We start from the raw sequence: 17,541 nt of genomic DNA on the forward strand, positions 1-17,541 counted from the left end.
TTGCATTGGGGCCAGCTACCAGATCGCTGGTCGACTATTGAACGCCAAGTCGATTTCCTGCAATGCGATCTCGGCCAGCAGGTTGGAGATACTTCCTCTTGGTCCGCAACGGTGATGGGGACGCCCCGAAGGGATTCTTCGTCACCCACAGCACCCTATACATCCCACTGGAGTAGCCACACAAATCTCATCGTAGGGTATGGTCGGCAATTTCAGTACCAACGCCTGGCAATTGTCCGGTGAGACCTTGAATCTCGTTCGAAAATCCAACCAATGAAATCTACCCAGTAATGATTGAACTCTCGTGCGATTAGCACACTGGATTTGAGCCGTCTTTTATTCTGCTAATGTTTTATGAGAGATCCGACGGAGGTACCCCTCCTCGGACATTATCAATATAAGCACTGTGATCTCCAACAAGGGGAAGTAGCATGCACGCGCCTTCAAGTTCCCGCCTAGTGGGTGTCGTTGTCTTCGCCGTGTTGTTGGTTGGATGCGGCTCCTGGCTGCAGGACAAGGTAAAACGGCTCGTCGACGGCGCGTTCCCGCCCGTCGATTACGCATCGGCGCAGACGGAAGCGGTCCAGCGATCACTGCCGGAGCTTGAGGCCGTGACATCGCCCTCGTTGTTGCTCAACGTGCCGGCGGAGGAACTCGAAAAAGGGTTCGCCGCACAGTTGAAGACGGCAGAAGTAAAAGGCATCACGATCGAGAACGCGAAAATCGAGGCAGGTCCACAGGGCTTCATGCTCTCCGCCGACGTGAGCGGGACGCTCCCCGAGCCCAAGGGTACCTTCAAGGCAACGGTGAAGGGTTGGGTGACGGTCTCGGTCGCCGATAATGTGGCCACGCTTAAACCCGGCCTCTCCTCGGCTACGCTGACCTCACTGGACCTCGATGGATGGTTCTCTTGGGGCGGCGATGCTGCAGCTTCGGCAATCAACAGTGTGCTGAAGGATTTCATCAGTAACGCCAACTCTCAGATCAAGCCGATCGAATACAAGTTCGATCCGACTCAGGTCGGCCTTAGCCAGCCCATCGAGATCAAACTGCCTAATGACAAAACAGTCATTCTGCCAGAGGTCAAGCTCGGGAAAGTCGCAGTTCTCGTATCACCGCTTGGGTTGCACCTCCTTGCCGATCTCGAGAGTGCGTCGGCAGCGACGCCCCCGGCGACCGGCACTTGCGACAAGTACGACTGTTATGCGGAAGCCTTCTGGGTCAAGGCGGACAAGATCAAGCCTGGCCTGAAGCGCGGCACCGGTGGTATCTACCTGGCCGATGCTTTCCTAAGCAAGCTGCTCACACCCGCGTTCCCGCCCATCGAGCTCGCCGACATGCGTCTGGATGCTCTCCAGAATCTTGTACAGGCACTAAACTTCAACGGCCAGGTCGCTTTGGGTGCCAGTATCAGCGCCCCGCGCCTGGCCAAGGCACTCAAAGAGGCCATGGTCAATCTGCTTCCGGCCACCCCTGAGGCAACCCTCGGAGAGCCAGTAATCGAGTTGGGTGAGCAAACCATCGAGGTTGAAGTACCTGTTAGTGGCAAGATCGATAGTGCCAAGATCAGCTACAAGGGCAAGATCCGCGCTGGTGGCGTGATCGCGTCGACAGCAGAATCGCTCTACTACCGGGTAGCATTGGTTGGTCTCCAGCTCGAGTCAGTCGAGCACGAAGGGGGACCTATCAGCCCGGCGGCGTTCATCGGATCGATCAATGGTCTCGTTGCGCAGCTTCTGCCGTACATCAACGGTGCTCTCGACAAGCAGCCGATCTCCCTTCCCCTGCCCAAGATCAAACCGGTGTCGGTGGCCACAACGGGCGTCCAGATCACGCCGGCTGAACTGACAATTCCGCCGCCCTCAGGTGTTCTTTTGATTCCCAGGCTCGACAAGAGCGGGCTGCGTGTTCTCGTAGTCGAAGGCGTTGGAGTGGCGCAGAACACGGTGTCAGGGATGGACATCAGCGCTGAGCGCGCTATCAGCGGGTCGCTCAAGCCCGAATTCAACCGCGACGCTTCCGCGCAATGGTTTGCCACACCTGCGGTGCAGTCCATCGCACTGATCATCACTAAGCGCAGGATAAATGGACCTTTCGGAATCAGTTTCGACGTACCGGTGATTTCTACGCCGACACCTGCGCAGCCAACTCCGCCACCTGCTCCCGCACCAGTGCCTGGTCCTGCTCCAGGGCAGACGCCCGAGGACTATGCCAACATGCTGTTCCAGCAAATGTGGGCAACAGCACTTCCAGACCAGGCGCAGTGGGCTGAAGGCATGCCCGATATCCGCGCGGCGGCTGCCACAAGCTGGATCGTCGGCACAGTCAACACAATCTTGCAACATAACCAGATTGCCATCGATGTACCGTTTGACAGCGGCATCACCCACTACGATACGGGGAAAATTCGCCTAGCAGGACAATTGGAAGCTAACTGCGCTGCAGAGCGCAACTGCTCGCGGGGTGACTGCCCGTTGGCCTCCTGCAGCACCAACAGCTGCGATTGGAGTTGCCGCCGGCACGGGCCGTTCAACACTTCGTGGGACGATCCTTTCTGTAAGGCGGGTGAAACCGCCTGCAATGTCCGCGCGGAGGCCGAGCGGGGTGCCTGCAATGTTCGTGCGAATGCCGACCAGACAGCCTGCAATGTGGCCGAGGAGGCGAAGCGCGGCGCGTGCAACATTCAGAAGGAGGCTGAAATTCTAGGTTGCAACATTGCAAAGGAAACGGTAGCTGCCATCAAGCAGATCGATGGCATCGGTACGGCCAACGGCGATGTGCGAGCTGCCGGTGGGGCCGCCATCCGCTCGCCAATTCTGAAATTCAACCGAGGGGACTCTGTGGTGTCGCTCCAGATGGATGCTGCAGCGAACATCACGATGAGCGGGGACATCTACTTTACGCCCTACGATATCGGCCACATCCTAGCGTGCCCATTCAAGGGTAGGGCGGCAATAGAGGTGCATGGATCTATCCCCATGAAGACCTACACGATCACATCGACGATCAAGGACGGCGGTGCGGGACAGGATGGCTCTCACCAGCTTCAAATGGAGTTCAACTCGATTCCGGTGAAAGGCTCGCTGTCGCCTGCCCCCGTGGACGCTTTCCTCACCCAGAACCCGCAGATATTCCTCACATGCTCTCCTGTGGTCACGGGGCCGCTGGCGGCCGCCGCACTCCTTGGCAAGGTTCAGGCTTTCGTCCCGGGCGACATTCTAGGCGCGATTGAGAAGGCGATTCCTGACAATCAGGAGTTGGGCTTCGCCGCGCTCAAGGCGGTCACTGCCGGGCAGATCGATGTTACAGCACCTATCCCGTCTATCCAGGTCACCGTTCCAAAACTTGAGGCCGTGATCCCTGGCGGGAACGTCTCTCTTGAGGGCGTCTGGAAGGATGGAACGTTGGTTTTTAGCGGGAGCTGACGACCAGTATTTCTTGATCTTGGGCATGAACACTCCTTCAACTCGGTGTGAGCTTTTTCGAAAGGATCCGCGCTAACGGGTTAGAGCCCAAGCGGCGCAATACGATCAGCTCCTCGATAAGCCATACCCAAGCCTCGGAAATGTGTGCAGGTCGGTCTTGGTGCATGTGGTTGAAAATAAGATGAGGATCTCACGATGATCATCGATGCCCTGAAGCGCGTGCGCCTATCGGTGAGCGAAGCGTTGTGCGTGTGCATCTTGTCGTTGCTGACGGTTTGGATGCCATCGGTCAACGCCTCCGAGCCTCTCGAATCCCGGCTTGCGTTCTGGCGAGCTCAGGCATTCAAGTGCAGGGTCCCAGGAAGCGAAATTACCTTCCCTAGTCGTCCGACGGGTAACGAGAGCCAACCATGCGACGACGGCGACATGACGCTCTTCAATGGCCTTTTGTGTGCGGCCGGAGAGGAGGACGGCTGCAAAGCGGTGGCCGATGCGCAAGATCCGAGCACTGGACAATGGTTCCGCTCCCCGCGCATCCGGCTTCATGGCAATGACCGTGGCGGCGCAGACTTTTCTCCCGATATGGCGTTGGGCGTTGAACTCTACTTGGTGAAGACCGGCGACACTGAACGAGCCTGGAAGTGGCTAATGTGGCTGCACGAGCATGTACCGTGCACCTTCGATAACCCCTTTGGAGATAGCTGCTGGCTTGAGGGTATTCCACGATTTTGCGTTCAGAAGGGCTGTGAGATCCGACACGGGGATGCAGCAAGCCTCGCCTTGACAGTCAACTACCTGCAAACCAATTACCGTATGCAGGCTCTGCCGCATGGACGCCTTCGTGGTCATCTGGGGAGCTTTTCCGGGTATGGTCCCGGCATAGCGGAGATCGATGCAAAGGTCAACAAGCCCGGTTACTCGCAGCACCTAGTGGGCGTGACCATCCTTTTGATGCGTAATGCGGGGCTGCTCGATGATCGAATCAACAATGCGGCTAAAACCCTCTCAGAACGAAATCCGAAAAACGCATTTTTCACGTACCTAAGTCGTGGCAACATTGACGGAGAAGCTTTGTCGCAGACCCTAACGCTTTGCCCGGCAGTTGATCGCCTACCGACACCACCCCTTCACCAGTGGCAATGGGAGCGTGACGATGCCAACGAAGCATGGCGGAACTCCTGTTATTGGGATTGCATCTTCATGGCGAAACTCTTGGGGGCCTACTGAACAGACTTGAACGCCGTGTGTCGGCGCTGACACGATTTTGACCCTGGATGCTGATTTTGACTGACCCATATGCAGGCTCTGAAATCCCGCGTAAGACCATCGTCTGCTGAGTATTTGGATGGGTTAATGAACTCAGGCAGTCTGGGTCAGCCCCCTCAGCGCCAACAACCAGCCTTCTCGTTGTTGGCGCCGACCGTCGAATGAATGGGAGCGCGCCCCGTCGTTGCCGGAGTACTCGGCACACTCCGTGGCGTGACATTTACACCTGGTCAGAGGGCGCCTTGGTCAGTTGCTTGATGGTTTCAAAAACCTGCTCAAGCAGCTGGTCGGTGGCCAACAGGCGATCCATGTTGCGCCCTACGTTTTCCTCGTAGACGCTCGACAGCCATTTAAAGGCCCTCCAGTCCCGATAGATCAGGTGCTCAGGAATTGGATGGGCACACTCCCTCAGTTGCTCAATGCACCCTAGCTTGCCGTTGCTGACAGGCACCAGTCCGTAGTGAAGAGCATCCGTTGCGACCTCGATCCTCAGCAATGCGCCTTCGACACCGATGTCATGGAACATTCCAACGTTCTTTGGCCTCATGCCCTTGATCCTGAACCAAGCGCAGCAGCTATCCTCATTGAATTCCAAGCCTGGGAACCCGGCCGGCGGGTGTGCACGCGTGTAGGTCTGCGACAATGATCGGTCTACGGAGTCAAAGAAACGCTGCAGCGCGGCACCCTTTGCAAATGGAAGGGCCTCAGCAATAGCGTCTGCGGATTTGAAGTCGTTGCCGGCAGAAATCAACTGGATCAGCGCGCGCTTGGTGTTCTGGGTCATGGACGTTCCAGTGATTTTACGGACGATGTTCGCGTATTGAATCAACGCGTGCTGAAGCGCGGATGTATCGGCTGCTGCAGCGACACATTTTTCAAGCCAGTTCAAGATGTGCTCTCGGTACGACACACGCCGATAGGCAACTCCTCGACAACTGCTCACATCGGCGTCGGTGCCCAGCAGGGTGAGGTACAACAGATCCCAAAGCTTGCCTGACGCCTGGCCGACATGAGCGTATCTCTTGAGTTGCTCATCCCCATCCTCGGCATCGACCTTGTTCTCGATGAGGACTATTCGGTTCGGTAAATGAATAACGATGTCGACGCGCCCCTGCACGGCAGCAAATGTCTCCTCTTTGCGCACGCGAGCCTCCGCCAGGCGCGGCTCGTGTTCAATCCCCATGTGGGACAGGAATAGCCCAAGGAAGAGCGGTCCCTTTCCATGCCGTCCTCGGGGGTTCAATATCTCCGCAAGCATCGCTGAGTGAGTGTTGACTTCGACTCGCTCGGTTTTCGTGATGGTGAACAGGTTGAAGGCTTCGCCCGATGCTGCCTGCTTTGCTTGGGACTCCTGCACCAACGCTCCTGCCCTGCTCAATAGCAACTGTGTCTTTTCCATGAACGGCCACACTCTGAATGTCGCCGCATTCTACGGTGACTTTGCCAATACCAACTGGTGCAGGTGCAAGGCACCGGTATGTCCCTTGCTCAGAAGTTACATTGACAAAGATCGGATAATGCTCAGAACAGCCTTTACTGGGTCAGTTTTCGGTTAGCGGCAACAGGACAGGTCGGCATCTGCCAGTTAAGGTCCTGGCCTAGGTCAGTGTGAGATTTCATTGTTGTACTGGAGGGATCGTTTGACGCGTGATGGGTTTATCAATAAACCTTGTTCTGGCTGTAGGTACCTGACTGCTATCACAGGCGTCGACCCAAGCAATACCTCGTTGCAACTATCCACATCCCAAGGTAACCGTTCGCTGCAGACCACTTTGACTAAACTGGTCCATACCGCCTTATAAGCCGAGCTTTTCGATGAAGACTACTGGCTCACCCAATTCCCGAGTTGAGGTCTATACGCAGGAACGAATGGTCAACTGGATAGGCCCGCTTCAACTGCTTCGCACAGGCTTTCGAGTGGCGGTGGCCACGACATTGGGTGCGTTCGTTGACCAGCGCGAAGTACAGGCGTCCCTACGGCCGGCCAGTGAAAATCAACCGATTAAAGTGGAAGGAAACGCTGACGGCGAGGTTTGGGTCGACTACCTGGCCGACACGGGGGACGGCTGGGACTCGACCTACTCCATGGCCTTGTGCGTGAGCCACACCGTTCAACTCCAGGATCAAGACCTCACGCTTCCACGTGGCCACATACTCCTGCTCGGCGGCGACCAGGTCTATCCTACCCCGGCACAATGCGGCTACCGTACCCGCTTCCTTGATCCTTTCCGTGCCGCTTCGCCGGCACCTGTACCGGCCTGCCCGCCTAGGAGCGCGGAAGACCCCATCCCTGTTACAGATCCCCGCTTGATGTTGGCCACCCCTGGCAATCACGATTGGTATGACGGACTGCGGGCATTCACTCAGTTGTTCTGCAACAAAAAGCCCATCGGTGACTGGGAAACGCGCCAGCGCACCAGTTACTACGTCGTCCAGTTGCCTGGCGGCTGGTGGATTTGGGGATTGGATCTGCAATTAGAGTCAGCGATCGACCAACCTCAACGTGACTATTTTGAACAGCAAAAACGGTTACTTCAGTCCGGGGATCGCGTGGTGGTCGTGACCCCCGAACCTAGCTGGCTGGACGAGGCTGCGAGTTTGGAGCGCGGGCAGCAGAGCACCTTCCCGTCGATCGAAACGCAGACTCCTCGGTTTCGCAGCCTGCGAGACATCGAAGAGCTCTTAGGTGCATATCTGGCCGTCGTACTGACAGGTGACTTGCATCACTATGCCCGGTATGCCCCCTCTGACAACTCAGGTGCGCCACATCGCATAACGTGCGGGGGGGGCGGCGCGTTCCTGCATGGCACGCACCAACTGCCAGACACGCTTACTTCAATTAAGGTCGGTGGCATTGAGCAGAACTATGCACTCAAGGGGGTGTACCCGGAGAAGGAAGCCTCAGAGCGACTACGTGATCGAGCTTGGCGGCTACCCACACGCAACTTCGCCTTCTGCACCATGTTGGCCATGTTCTACATGCTGTTCGGTTGGATAGTCCAAAGCGCGAGCCTGGTGTCCCATCCTGTGCGAGACGGTCGCAGCCTGATGGAAAGGATGTCCGAACTGGAGTTTGGTTGGGGCAATCTGATCGAAGTTTGTCACCAACAGGCCTGGGCCATGGCGAACAGCCCTGCGTCGGTGATCATCGCGCTGGTCATCGTCGCGGCCGGTGGGGCGTTTACCTCGGCCGACGTCATGCGCGGGAAATGGTTGGCATTCTTCGCTGGCTCGGCACACGGTCTATTACACCTATGCTTGGCAGTCGGGATGCTGTGGCTGATGGCCCGGATCAATATCCATTACTTGGGCTGGGATGTATTTGATCTGCTACAGGCGGCGTTGTTTGGCTTGGAATCCTTGCTGCTCGGCGGATTCCTTGGAGGCCTCCTGTTCGGCGTATGGATGGTCATGGCCAACAAGTGGTTCGGACTTCATGCGGAGGCAGTGATGTCCTCACAGCGCATCCCCGATCACAAATGCTTTCTCCGGATGCGCTTCACATCCGAGGATCTCACCATTTACCCGTTGAAACTGGGTAGGGTTTGCCGCCGCTGGTCGTTGGCGCCAGCGATTCAACACATTACCCAAAAGCAGCGGAGCTGGCGTATACGTGCGACGGCCGGCACGATTGGACCACGTTTTGTGCCGGCGACTGGGCAGCCCTCTCCAATTGAGTCCCTGCAGCTCATCGAGCCGGCTATCGCTATTTTGCGCAGTTCTTCATCGAATACCGAGAATCCACTGCCAAAGGGTCGATGCGACACTTCTCTCTAGCGTTGCAGGCTGACGCTCAGCCGATAGAACACTAGACGGATGTTCCCATGGAAGGAAACGGAACGTCCTTGGAGCACCCATACCCAGTCATCGCGCAGGACCGCCTGTCTGCGAGGTAAACGAGGAAGAATCATGCCCCTCGATTCACACCACAAAGTACTAATTGGTGTGGCCATCATCGGCCTTATCGCTGCAGTTGGCGCTGCACTGATCAGCAATTGGGACAAGATAGCTGCAAAGCCTACCTATTAGGATGGGGTGGCCCTGCTGGAACTCGCGTTCGAAAAGACACTGGACGTATTCTGACCGTTGGTCAGGTCAGGCGATACGAAGGCTCAACTGGTAATGGGGCGCCTCTATTTCAAATTTCAGACAACCGACGAATACCTTTATCGCGCTGAATTTTGGCTCCAAAAGGCTAAAGATCAAGGCGTGAAAGACGCGGAGTCCATGCTAGAGGATGCGGAAGACAAATTGCGCGCCCAAGTGGTTAGTGCAAAGAAAGAAGGTACGTGGAACCCTTGGGAAAAACGGGCTCATGCGTAGCTATGTAAAATCTGAAGAGTCTGCTTTTCAGGATTACTGATTGCTGGACCGTCAGCCATTCGTTGAGCGCGCTTCGACTGATACTGACATCATCAGGTCTACTGCATGTTGGATCTGTGTGCAACTGAGCGAAGCTGTATAGCATTGAGGCGTGGAGCGAAATCCAGCGTCGTGACGCGGCGACAATCAACCCCGTCTCCTTGATCGCCCTAGCGCAAGCATTTTAGGGGTCTTGGCCCCATCTTGGTGGCCCCGGACAGTCACAGAAATCGCAGGTTGCGACAATATTAATACTCTAGGTCTTGCCGCCCAAGGGGCGATTTGAGGTGGTGCGCAAGTTTTGCGTTTTCTACGCAGCAGGCTGGAGTGCACGCAATATCGGCTCTGGCCGCGACAGTTTTGATTCTCTGAAGCCAGGATGTGAGGACCCTAGCAGCTTGGCGCTGGTCTGCTCAATCAGAACACGGCGTAACTGAGGTTGGCCAGGTCCTTGTCGACTATGGTGATTGCTCCGGCGGGTCTACATAGGTAGCGCTGGAAACGCCCTGCAAACTTTCACCTGGTGCGCTAGGGCTCAGATGTCACGCGTCCCCACCGGCTTAAACGACTGAATTTTTTTGGACTTGTACCTTCTCGATGGGGTGCCTATCACTGCTGGCTGACGCTTATCATTCTCCGATATGACAAGCGTCCGAGTTTCAGCTTCTACGTAAATGCTAAAAACTCCAACTTCCAATATGCACACCAAGGCCACCATTGGGTTTGATGGTTATGTCAGGGAGCGCGTCATCGATTGCTTTGCCGGCACCCTCGACCGCTTTGCGCAAGTCATTATTGGGGCCCGGCCCCTGGGTCATGTCTTTCCAGGCATTCTTTGCGAACTTGACGATATCGTTATTAGATCCGAATTCGATTGGCCCTAGCAGGATGGCAATTTCCGGATCGCCCGCGCATCCTGGGACTGGAGTTTGTTGCTTAAGGAGCTCGGTCACTTGCCCTGCGACGATTTTGGCTTGCTCTTGAACAGCTTTTTGCGCCTCGTCCAAATCCTTCTCGGTGTAGCCAATCTTCATCGGAATGAGCTCCAGCGCCACCGTAGTGTGGATACCTGACAGATCTGTTTTGATCGATTCCGGCACCAGTCGAACACTAAATCCACCCGTTGGCGGAACCAGAGCCCAAGGATTCTTCTTGATGCGCTCATCGCGCTTTTCAGGGTCAGTTTCAGTCCTAGGGTCGTCGGCTGGACTGATGACAAAGAGCTGTCGATTGTCCAGCAGACTAATCATACCGATCTGGCTGCGCCCAAGAGGCATCACTACGTTAGCGCCCACCTTTGGCACGGAAATCCATCCCAAGTCTATCTTCAGCACACCATCCGTTGTGGCCGTAGCCTTCAGGGCATCGCAGGACAGGTGAGAATTCAAGACAGCCACTTTTAGCCCATTTGGCCCTTGAATTACATTTGTTTGGGTCGTGATGTTGATCGTTCCCGAGCCCGCGCCGTCAATCCCGACGCTTGTGCCCATGCCTCCCCCTATAAGAGGGTCGAAATGAAAGTGGATGTTGGCCTTCAGAGATGCATTAACTGGCATCACCATCCGTAAACCATCATTTAGCCAGTCGATGGACGGTTTACCAAGCTTCAGCATCGCCGTTCCACTTCTACCGTCAACTAGCTCAGCGTAAGCACCGCCGTCTCCTAGCAGGTCGTCATGCCACTTTGTCTCCGCCAGGCGGCCATCTCGCGCAGTTGTTTGAATGGTTAAAGTACGTGACGCGTCGCTCAACTCGCTCAGCTTGCCAGCCACCGAGGTCAGCAGGTTAGGTGACAACCAAACACTCAGTGTTTTGGGGGCTCCAGTGAACGCAGTAGTCTTGGCCCGAACCTCTGCAGTCAATGCCTTCACTGCGTCGGCCAGTTCGCTCTGAGCCGGCGGCGTAGCCGGTAAAACGAAGTCTTGCCCTTCATTGGACTGGCGCGCCATCAACCAGATTCCTTCAGGCCTAAACACAGGAGAAGCGAAAGACAGTTTTTGCTCAAGAGCGGAGCTCGGTAGAGAGGCATCGTAGGTGATCGTGGCCCCAGTATCCTTATTGACGACTTCCTTGGATCCCTTGATATCAACGCCGACGTCAAATTTGACTGTGTCATTCATCGGCACGCGGAGCTCGAAGAGTTGCGGTTTGGCAAGCGCAATTGCAAGATCTGGCGCAAGCTCGTCCCATAGATTATTCAACTGAAACAAGCCAATCCGTGCGGCTGGTGCAAGCTCCAGTGGCTCAATCCTGAACTTAGCGGTTACTTCGCCAGGCTTGCCGTTTTTGACAGGCTCGGTTCCTCGATAAGAGATCGAACCAGTAAGCCTCATCTGCAGTTCGACGTCGTCCTTGTTGGCCACAAGTAACATTTTGACTAGTGTATATCCGAGCTCTGGCTCAACTGAGACAGACTTTACAGTTATTGCGGTCCCACTTAGCATCTGATCAGTTGGTAAGTATTCCAGCTTGTAGCCTTCGAGCTGCTGAGTGACAGCTTTTAGCACAGAGTTACCTATAAACACCCCGGCAGACCAATTCTGCAATTGCTCTCGCCCGTCGATCGATCGGCGCGTGACGTCCAGGGACTGCCATTGAGCTTCAAGGCGGTTTTTAAGGGTGATCTCCTTCATGCCACTCCAACCAAACCAAATCAGTAAGAGCATAAACGCCGCAGCAGTACCGAGAGTGAACTTACCTTTGCGACTGCCGAGCCAGGTATTAATTTCGGTGGGCATGATTGACATCCTGTAGAGGCGCAGGTTCGGGTTATCGTGGCGAATTCTTCTGAATCAATCCACGGTTTAACTAAAAGTCCCAGTTAATTTTGATCAAGCCCGCGTCCTTTTGAGCAATTGCCGCCTTTACCGGACCTCTACCATCGGCGGGGCGAATGTGTAGCGATCCGATGCCTACAACTAGGATCTCTGTTTCGCCAGTAAATCTTATTTTTTCTCCACGGGGCTCGCCGAAGGAAAATATCCCCATACCGATTTGGCATGTACGTTCCGGTTCACAAGCCACTACATAAGTGGCCCATGCGTAGACATATTCCTCGAACCAAGTCCAGTCTTCCGTCGTAGTCTTCTTGACCCAAGTCACCGAAGCACCGGCGATGCCCGCCATGAGAGAGAAGGCCGCTGTAATAAAAACCGTGCGAGCTTTAAGTTTCATCGGTCTACGCCTTGAAGAGTATTTTTAAGACGCAAGCTTTATGGTTATAGCAAAGGCATCTCATCGCCGCCATGTTTCAATTAATTGCGATAGAGGACATTGATCTACGGGTGGCGGAGGCTACCTACCTCACCTATCAAGTGCTGTCTGACGACGCCGGACACGTTTCGGCCTCATCTCTGGGACAACTTCATCGAACCACATGTAGGTCGGATAGGTCGGAGGTAACCGACCGCGAGGCGGTTTTTTTCGTCTGGCATTTGTAAACTTGATGATCATCACCACTAAATACGAAGTCAGGTCAGACACAAGCCAATCCCGCTTTTACGATATGGCGGAAGGCGATCGGATCAAGTGGTGCAAATAGTATTCCAGCACAGTTGAGAATTTTTTCAGAGATTCTTTATATTTATTTGTAATTTGCAAATCCATAATGTCGATCAAATAATCTTTATAGTTGGTTGCTTGTGATCAATTGCTAAGCTATAAAAATTAGTCAGAGAAATAGTCTTTATGTAGTTATAGCTTCTGCCCAGACTGTGTGAGAGAAGATATTCGTACACTCGGATTTCCTTTTTGGCATAGATTGCACCACCAACATGTAGAGGTTTGTGCGAAGCATAACGTTGTTCTGCAAAAGAATTGTCCATTCTGCAAGAGAGGATTTTACTTTGAAATCCACGGATTAGAAGTGATGTGGAATGGTTGCGAAGGCCATAGTCTTGCGGAAAGCGTAGCGATAAATAACAGCGATCCTTTCGAGTATAAGAGATCAAGAATTTTAAGCGAAATGCATTCTAGCCTGTTGGCGCTGATGCGATTTTGACCCAGGCTGCCGGAAATCGTTAACCCACCTCAATACATCAGTAAACGATGTCTAGGCGCGGGATTTCATAGGCCGAATTTAGGTCAGGCAAAATCAGCAGCCTGGGTCAAAATCGCATCAGCGCTAACAACGTGTGCTTCCCGTTCTCTCGCCGTTACTGATCTTCGCTTTATCCAAGGTGAAACTCGTTGGTAAGGACTTTGCCACCAACACCGGCGTACGAAGGGTAAACAATGTAGTCTTCGTACTTTCGTTGGGTCTAACGCTACAAGCAGGCGCACACACCTCTGAAGCAGACGCCTAGGTAGGTGCCCCTGTAGAGCGGGGCACCTACCGTGCAGCTACTTCTTACTGGCCGCTAGTAATAGCCTTGTGAATGGTATGGCCTAGGCTGTGAGATTTGAGTTGGTCAGGATCACCCTTCATGTAGGTGAGAAGTTCGGTGCTGGTGGCATAGTCCCGGTATGAATCGGGAAGCCGATCAATAATCTCTTCGCTCTCAAGCAGAAGTTCAGCCAGCGATGGGCTTGCATCAACATCAACCAGTGCGTCGATACGTCGAGCCAATGCATAGAGCCAGAGGTTCACTTCATGCGCTCGAATGTGCGACTGCCAGCTCACCTGAGCGCTGAAAGGTTGACGAATCGTTCGAGCCAGCGCATTGAAGATCTTCCACAGCTCAGCGACGATCGCTTTCTGATCTTCTGGCGCCAAATAGCGGGTCAATGTGGCAAGTTCGTCAGTGAAAGCACCATCTGCCTCCAGCTTGAAATACAGGCTGTTGTTGTCTTTCAGTGAGCCGCGCCATTGGCTCGCCAATTCATTGAACCATTCTCTGGAGACCTGAGCCGTGTCTACTGTCTTCTGTTCGAGCATGGGAAGAAGCAATGACTCGAGAATCCAAGGCGTGAAGTGATGCAACCTTCCAAGACGCCCGCGCACAGGCTGCAGGATGTCCTGAAGTTCTTGATCAGACAGTGGTCCTTGAAGTGATTGCGTCAGCTTTGAAATCAGCTGGTGCTTGACGTCCGACTCCTCATAGTTCGCTTCGTTGATCAGCCAGCAAAGAATGGTTCGATGAGCGCCGGCAGGTGTTACCTGATCGATAAGGCCAAGTGTTTCAACGCCCCACGCGCCTTTGTTGATTGCATCCTTGAAAGCATGCAGACCCACCCAGGTGACGATGCTTGTCTCACTTTGTAGGAGGGCTTCTATTTGTACTGGGTGCTTGTCGAAGCCGATCGATAGGCAGATGTGCTTGAAGACCTCAATGACCAATACGTTAGGACGCAAGCCTTTGACGTGTTGCGCGCACACTTCGCTCAACCAGCTGACAAGCGCCTGTGGTGCATGTGACCAGAGTAGCTTGAGGGCATAGTAGTCACTCCATGAGATATCGGGTGGCGAGTAGCGGAAAGCAGCGTCGGGATCATCAGTGGAAAGCAGTAGCTTGGTGAGGTCTTGCGAGCGATAGTGCTCAAGATCCAGCAGCGCCTTCCGGGCTCTTGGCTGTAAAGCACCTTGGCGTGCAGGATTGAGGTGTTCGAGCAAGGCGCTCTGCAGCGCCTGCGGGAAAGGCTTGCGCTCCTCTGTGTACAGTTGGCCCGCTTGGCAGTGTGCCAGCACATGGCCAAGAGCATCCCAGGCCGAGTGGAAATCTTCGAGAGGCAGACCTTCGGTCCAGAACTTGGCAGGGATACTCTCAAACATTTCTGGATTGAGCTTCCCATCCTTGATCTTGCCCTTGGCCTCCAACTGATTCATCAACTCAGCACCAGACAACCCTGCGAACTCCAGATCATCAAGCCACCAAGCCAGCACATCGCCCGCGCGAGGGGCGTCAGTGAAACAGGAACGATGGTTCAAGCCCTTCGGTTCCTCGTCTTCTTTCTCGGATTTAATAAATGAGGTTGAGTCGAAAATCAGCTTGGCGGTAGGTACCTTCTTGCCCTCACCATGTAGCGTGCTTTGAATGATCTGGTCGCAGTACTCGAAGACATGCGGCATCACATCCAGAGGGATAGGTGTTGCCAGCAGTGGGTAGTTATCATTGGCGCGTTGTATCGAGTTGGAAAGCTGATAGCCGGCCAGCGGGCGACCGCTGGCTGATCGAATCAGGATCATTCGGTCATGGATCTTGCTTTCAGGAACGGCCAGCACTTTGAGGCGAACATTGCCGAAATAGCCATTGCCCCAGCCAGTGCACTGGTTGAGAAGATTCTGAATGCGGTTCGGCTGATCAGCGCCTGCTTTGCCATCGTCCTTCGACTCTTTCTCGGTCGTGATGATGAGATAGTCGCCTGCCGCAGTGCCCATTCGATGAAGCAGATCAATGCCTGCGTCCTCCATGAATGGATCGAACCAGGCAATCTGAGCGTCATGGTGGTTCTCGAAGATCTTACGGAGCCATTCCGTCAGTTGTATCCGGCTGGTGCCACCGCTGTCGGTAAGCGTAAGGAAGAAGCGCCCCTTAGAGGTCTTGGGGCAGAGCTGCTTCATGGTTGTTTCGGTGGCGCTGTTGAGAGCTACCCATGGATCAGCTGTATGGCCTCCCAGCTGTGAGCGCGAATCTCGTAACGCACGGCCTACTCGCGCGGTGGCTTGAAGTTTCGCTTGCTCTTTCGGCGGGACGCGTTTCTCCAGCCAGCTCAGCTTTTCGTTCGAGCGGATAGGCTCGACCATCTGCATGTTCAGGTTCATGCTGCGGACGAAGTAGTTACCAGTCTGTAGCACCAGGAAGGAGTCGCCGAGGTCATTGAGCGCGTAGATTTCCAGGGTGAATGACGTACAGATCTGTTTCTCGAAGGCTTCAAGCCTGAAGCCATGCTTCAGTGGGTACTTTTCGTGCTTGTCCAGCCGAGCTGTATGGGTGGCCAGTACGCTGTCGGCACTATAAGCATTCACTACGACCAAGAGGTCGGACGCGTCATGGGTCATTGGCTCGGACAGCTTGAGAGAGGCGTCATCTCCCTTCAACGTGATGTCGTACTTACTCTTTTCCGCGCGATTTTGGCCGGGGATGCAGATGAACTCAAAATCCCCTATCCGCCATGCATCCAGTGCCGCGAAGTCCAGCCCGGTATCTGCGTTCAGGCTCTGGCATGCGGCCTCTGCGATCTTTCGATCCGAACCCTCTGCCATGTTGAAGGTCTCTGACTTGCTGTCGGACGAAATGGCCGCGCTGTCCACGCTGGCATAGTTGGTCGGGCTGAGGCGGCTGGTGCGGAATTGAAAGAAATCTCGCGTCGGTAGGTGCATGACCGGGCGGGCCACAGGGTTGCCCCCGAAGAGGGTAGCGCCCACCTTGCTGTTCAGTTTGTCATCGAGCTGGATATCGGCCAGCTGGCTGGCAGCATGCAGTGTTGCACCGGAAAGGAAGTGCTTCAGGAATATCTTGAGTTGCTGCGTTGATGTGTACAGCGTCAGGGCATGTGTCTTGGCGGAGCAGCCATCATACACGGGCGTCTTGCTGCTGGAGGTACCGCTCCACTTGTGAGACTGGTGGGTACCAGGCAGTGATCGGCCATAGAGGAACCGCAGTTCGGCGGACCCTGCGCGTTCGATTTCAAGAATCCAGATCTGGGTAGCGGTAGCGAGTTGGCCGTCACCAAAAAGTTCATGAAGCCGGAAATCGGAGGCCAGTGTGTCGAGAGCATCGGTCATAGCGCATCCTTTTGCTTGGTCAGAGAACAGGTCTGGTGCGCAATGCTGAAGGCGTAGCGGCATAGACTTGCGTCAATTTGACATCAGTTTCATTGACCGAACAATGACGGAGCGCAATGTTGGCTAAGAATCATATGGTTCTGAACTTCTGGGGGATCCGATAGAGATGGGTAAGACCATCGATTACCGAGTGTCCAGGTAGGTCAACGATTTCCGGCAGCTTGGGTCAAAATCGCATCAACGCCAACATTTAGAGGCATGCTGGATATGCTCGACAGCCTAGACCCGTAGTAAAACATCCCTGCCGTGCTGCGGCCGGCAGGGGTTTTTCCCGAAATCACGCCAAAGTGAATTACCGCGCGGGGAGTTCTGTGAAGCCAGCCTTGATTAGGCGTTCACGCATCGCACCCAAGCAGCTGTTGGGAACGGCTATGGCCCGGCGGCTGACGAGTCGCCGGCTGCGGTAAAATTACCTAAAAGCCGCGTCGTTTCTGGCTGCGACAGTTTTAATTCTCTAGAGCATCTCTCTGGCCCGGCATTGGGGGCGGTTGCGACAGTTTTGCGTTTCCTCCACAAGAGGCTACAGGCCGCGAAACACGGTATCCTTCCGCGACAGTTTTAATTCTCTAAATTCAGGGCACGACCTGATCCATCTCGGCGAGGAACCGTTCGCGGCGAGTTTGCTTACGTTTGCCGGCGTATTCGAAGTCGGAAAAGCTCATCTGGCTCATGGAGGGCTCGGGGCAGGTGATGAGGTTGTATTTCAGCACGTTTGAAGACTTGTTCGGAGTTTCCCTAGAGACGCCTAGGGAAGGTCTGAAGTAG

The 17,541-nt window shown here is 54.6% G+C and carries 8 protein-coding genes; 3 read left to right on the forward strand and 5 right to left on the reverse strand.

Annotated features, from left to right (window positions below; genetic code table 11):
• Positions 1-431 precede the first annotated feature (431 nt).
• Together VC35_RS13330 and VC35_RS13335 are read left to right on the forward strand one after the other, a co-directional pair.
• Entirely contained in the window at positions 432-3,425 is a 2,994-nt protein-coding gene (locus VC35_RS13330; RefSeq protein ID WP_046040641.1) for a hypothetical protein, read from the forward strand.
• 195 nt (positions 3,426-3,620) lie between these two features.
• On the forward strand, positions 3,621-4,652 hold the full coding sequence (locus VC35_RS13335; protein WP_046040643.1) for a hypothetical protein: 1,032 nt from the start codon (positions 3,621-3,623) through the stop codon (positions 4,650-4,652).
• Between the two features lie 259 nt (positions 4,653-4,911).
• Here the strand turns inward: VC35_RS13335 and VC35_RS28385 are convergent, their stop codons facing one another.
• Positions 4,912-6,090 (reverse strand): PDDEXK-like family protein, encoded by a 1,179-nt coding sequence (locus tag VC35_RS28385; RefSeq protein WP_052960560.1) that lies wholly within the window; start codon positions 6,088-6,090, stop codon positions 4,912-4,914.
• A gap of 416 nt (positions 6,091-6,506) precedes the next feature.
• Between VC35_RS28385 and VC35_RS13345 the strand changes: the two genes are divergently transcribed.
• A complete protein-coding gene (locus VC35_RS13345) occupies positions 6,507-8,468 on the forward strand; it encodes a metallophosphoesterase (RefSeq protein WP_052960561.1) in 1,962 nt (653 codons plus the stop codon).
• Positions 8,469-9,730: 1,262 nt separating this feature from the next.
• Here the strand turns inward: VC35_RS13345 and VC35_RS13355 are convergent.
• The 4 genes from VC35_RS13355 to VC35_RS29770 all read right to left on the reverse strand — a co-directional run.
• Complete coding sequence (locus VC35_RS13355; RefSeq protein ID WP_046040647.1) at positions 9,731-11,791, reverse strand: hypothetical protein; 2,061 nt, start codon at positions 11,789-11,791, stop codon at positions 9,731-9,733.
• Between the two features lie 70 nt (positions 11,792-11,861).
• A complete protein-coding gene (locus tag VC35_RS13360; protein ID WP_046040649.1) occupies positions 11,862-12,227 on the reverse strand; it encodes a hypothetical protein in 366 nt (121 codons plus the stop codon).
• A 1,174-nt stretch (positions 12,228-13,401) separates the two neighbouring features.
• Positions 13,402-16,716, reverse strand: a complete 3,315-nt coding sequence (locus VC35_RS13370) for a VPA1262 family protein (protein ID WP_046040653.1) — start codon at positions 16,714-16,716, stop codon at positions 13,402-13,404.
• A gap of 632 nt (positions 16,717-17,348) precedes the next feature.
• A partial coding sequence (locus VC35_RS29770; RefSeq protein WP_221174486.1) for a hypothetical protein occupies positions 17,349-17,541 on the reverse strand: 193 nt, incomplete at its 5' end.

Source organism: Pseudomonas fluorescens (assembly GCF_000967965.1).
GTDB classification, from domain to species: Bacteria; Pseudomonadota; Gammaproteobacteria; order Pseudomonadales; family Pseudomonadaceae; genus Aquipseudomonas; species Aquipseudomonas grandcourensis.

Bases quoted from the DNA above. Each gene is read 5' to 3' on its own strand.
- VC35_RS13330 (WP_046040641.1), top strand. From the start codon at position 432: ATGCACGCGCCTTCAAGTTCCCGCCTAGTGGGTGTCGTTGTCTTCGCC.
- VC35_RS13335 (WP_046040643.1), top strand. From the start codon at position 3,621: ATGATCATCGATGCCCTGAAGCGCGTGCGCCTATCGGTGAGCGAAGCG.
- VC35_RS28385 (WP_052960560.1), bottom strand. From the start codon at position 6,090: ATGGAAAAGACACAGTTGCTATTGAGCAGGGCAGGAGCGTTGGTGCAG.
- VC35_RS13345 (WP_052960561.1), top strand. From the start codon at position 6,507: ATGAAGACTACTGGCTCACCCAATTCCCGAGTTGAGGTCTATACGCAG.
- VC35_RS13355 (WP_046040647.1), bottom strand. From the start codon at position 11,791: ATGCCCACCGAAATTAATACCTGGCTCGGCAGTCGCAAAGGTAAGTTC.
- VC35_RS13360 (WP_046040649.1), bottom strand. From the start codon at position 12,227: ATGAAACTTAAAGCTCGCACGGTTTTTATTACAGCGGCCTTCTCTCTC.
- VC35_RS13370 (WP_046040653.1), bottom strand. From the start codon at position 16,716: ATGACCGATGCTCTCGACACACTGGCCTCCGATTTCCGGCTTCATGAA.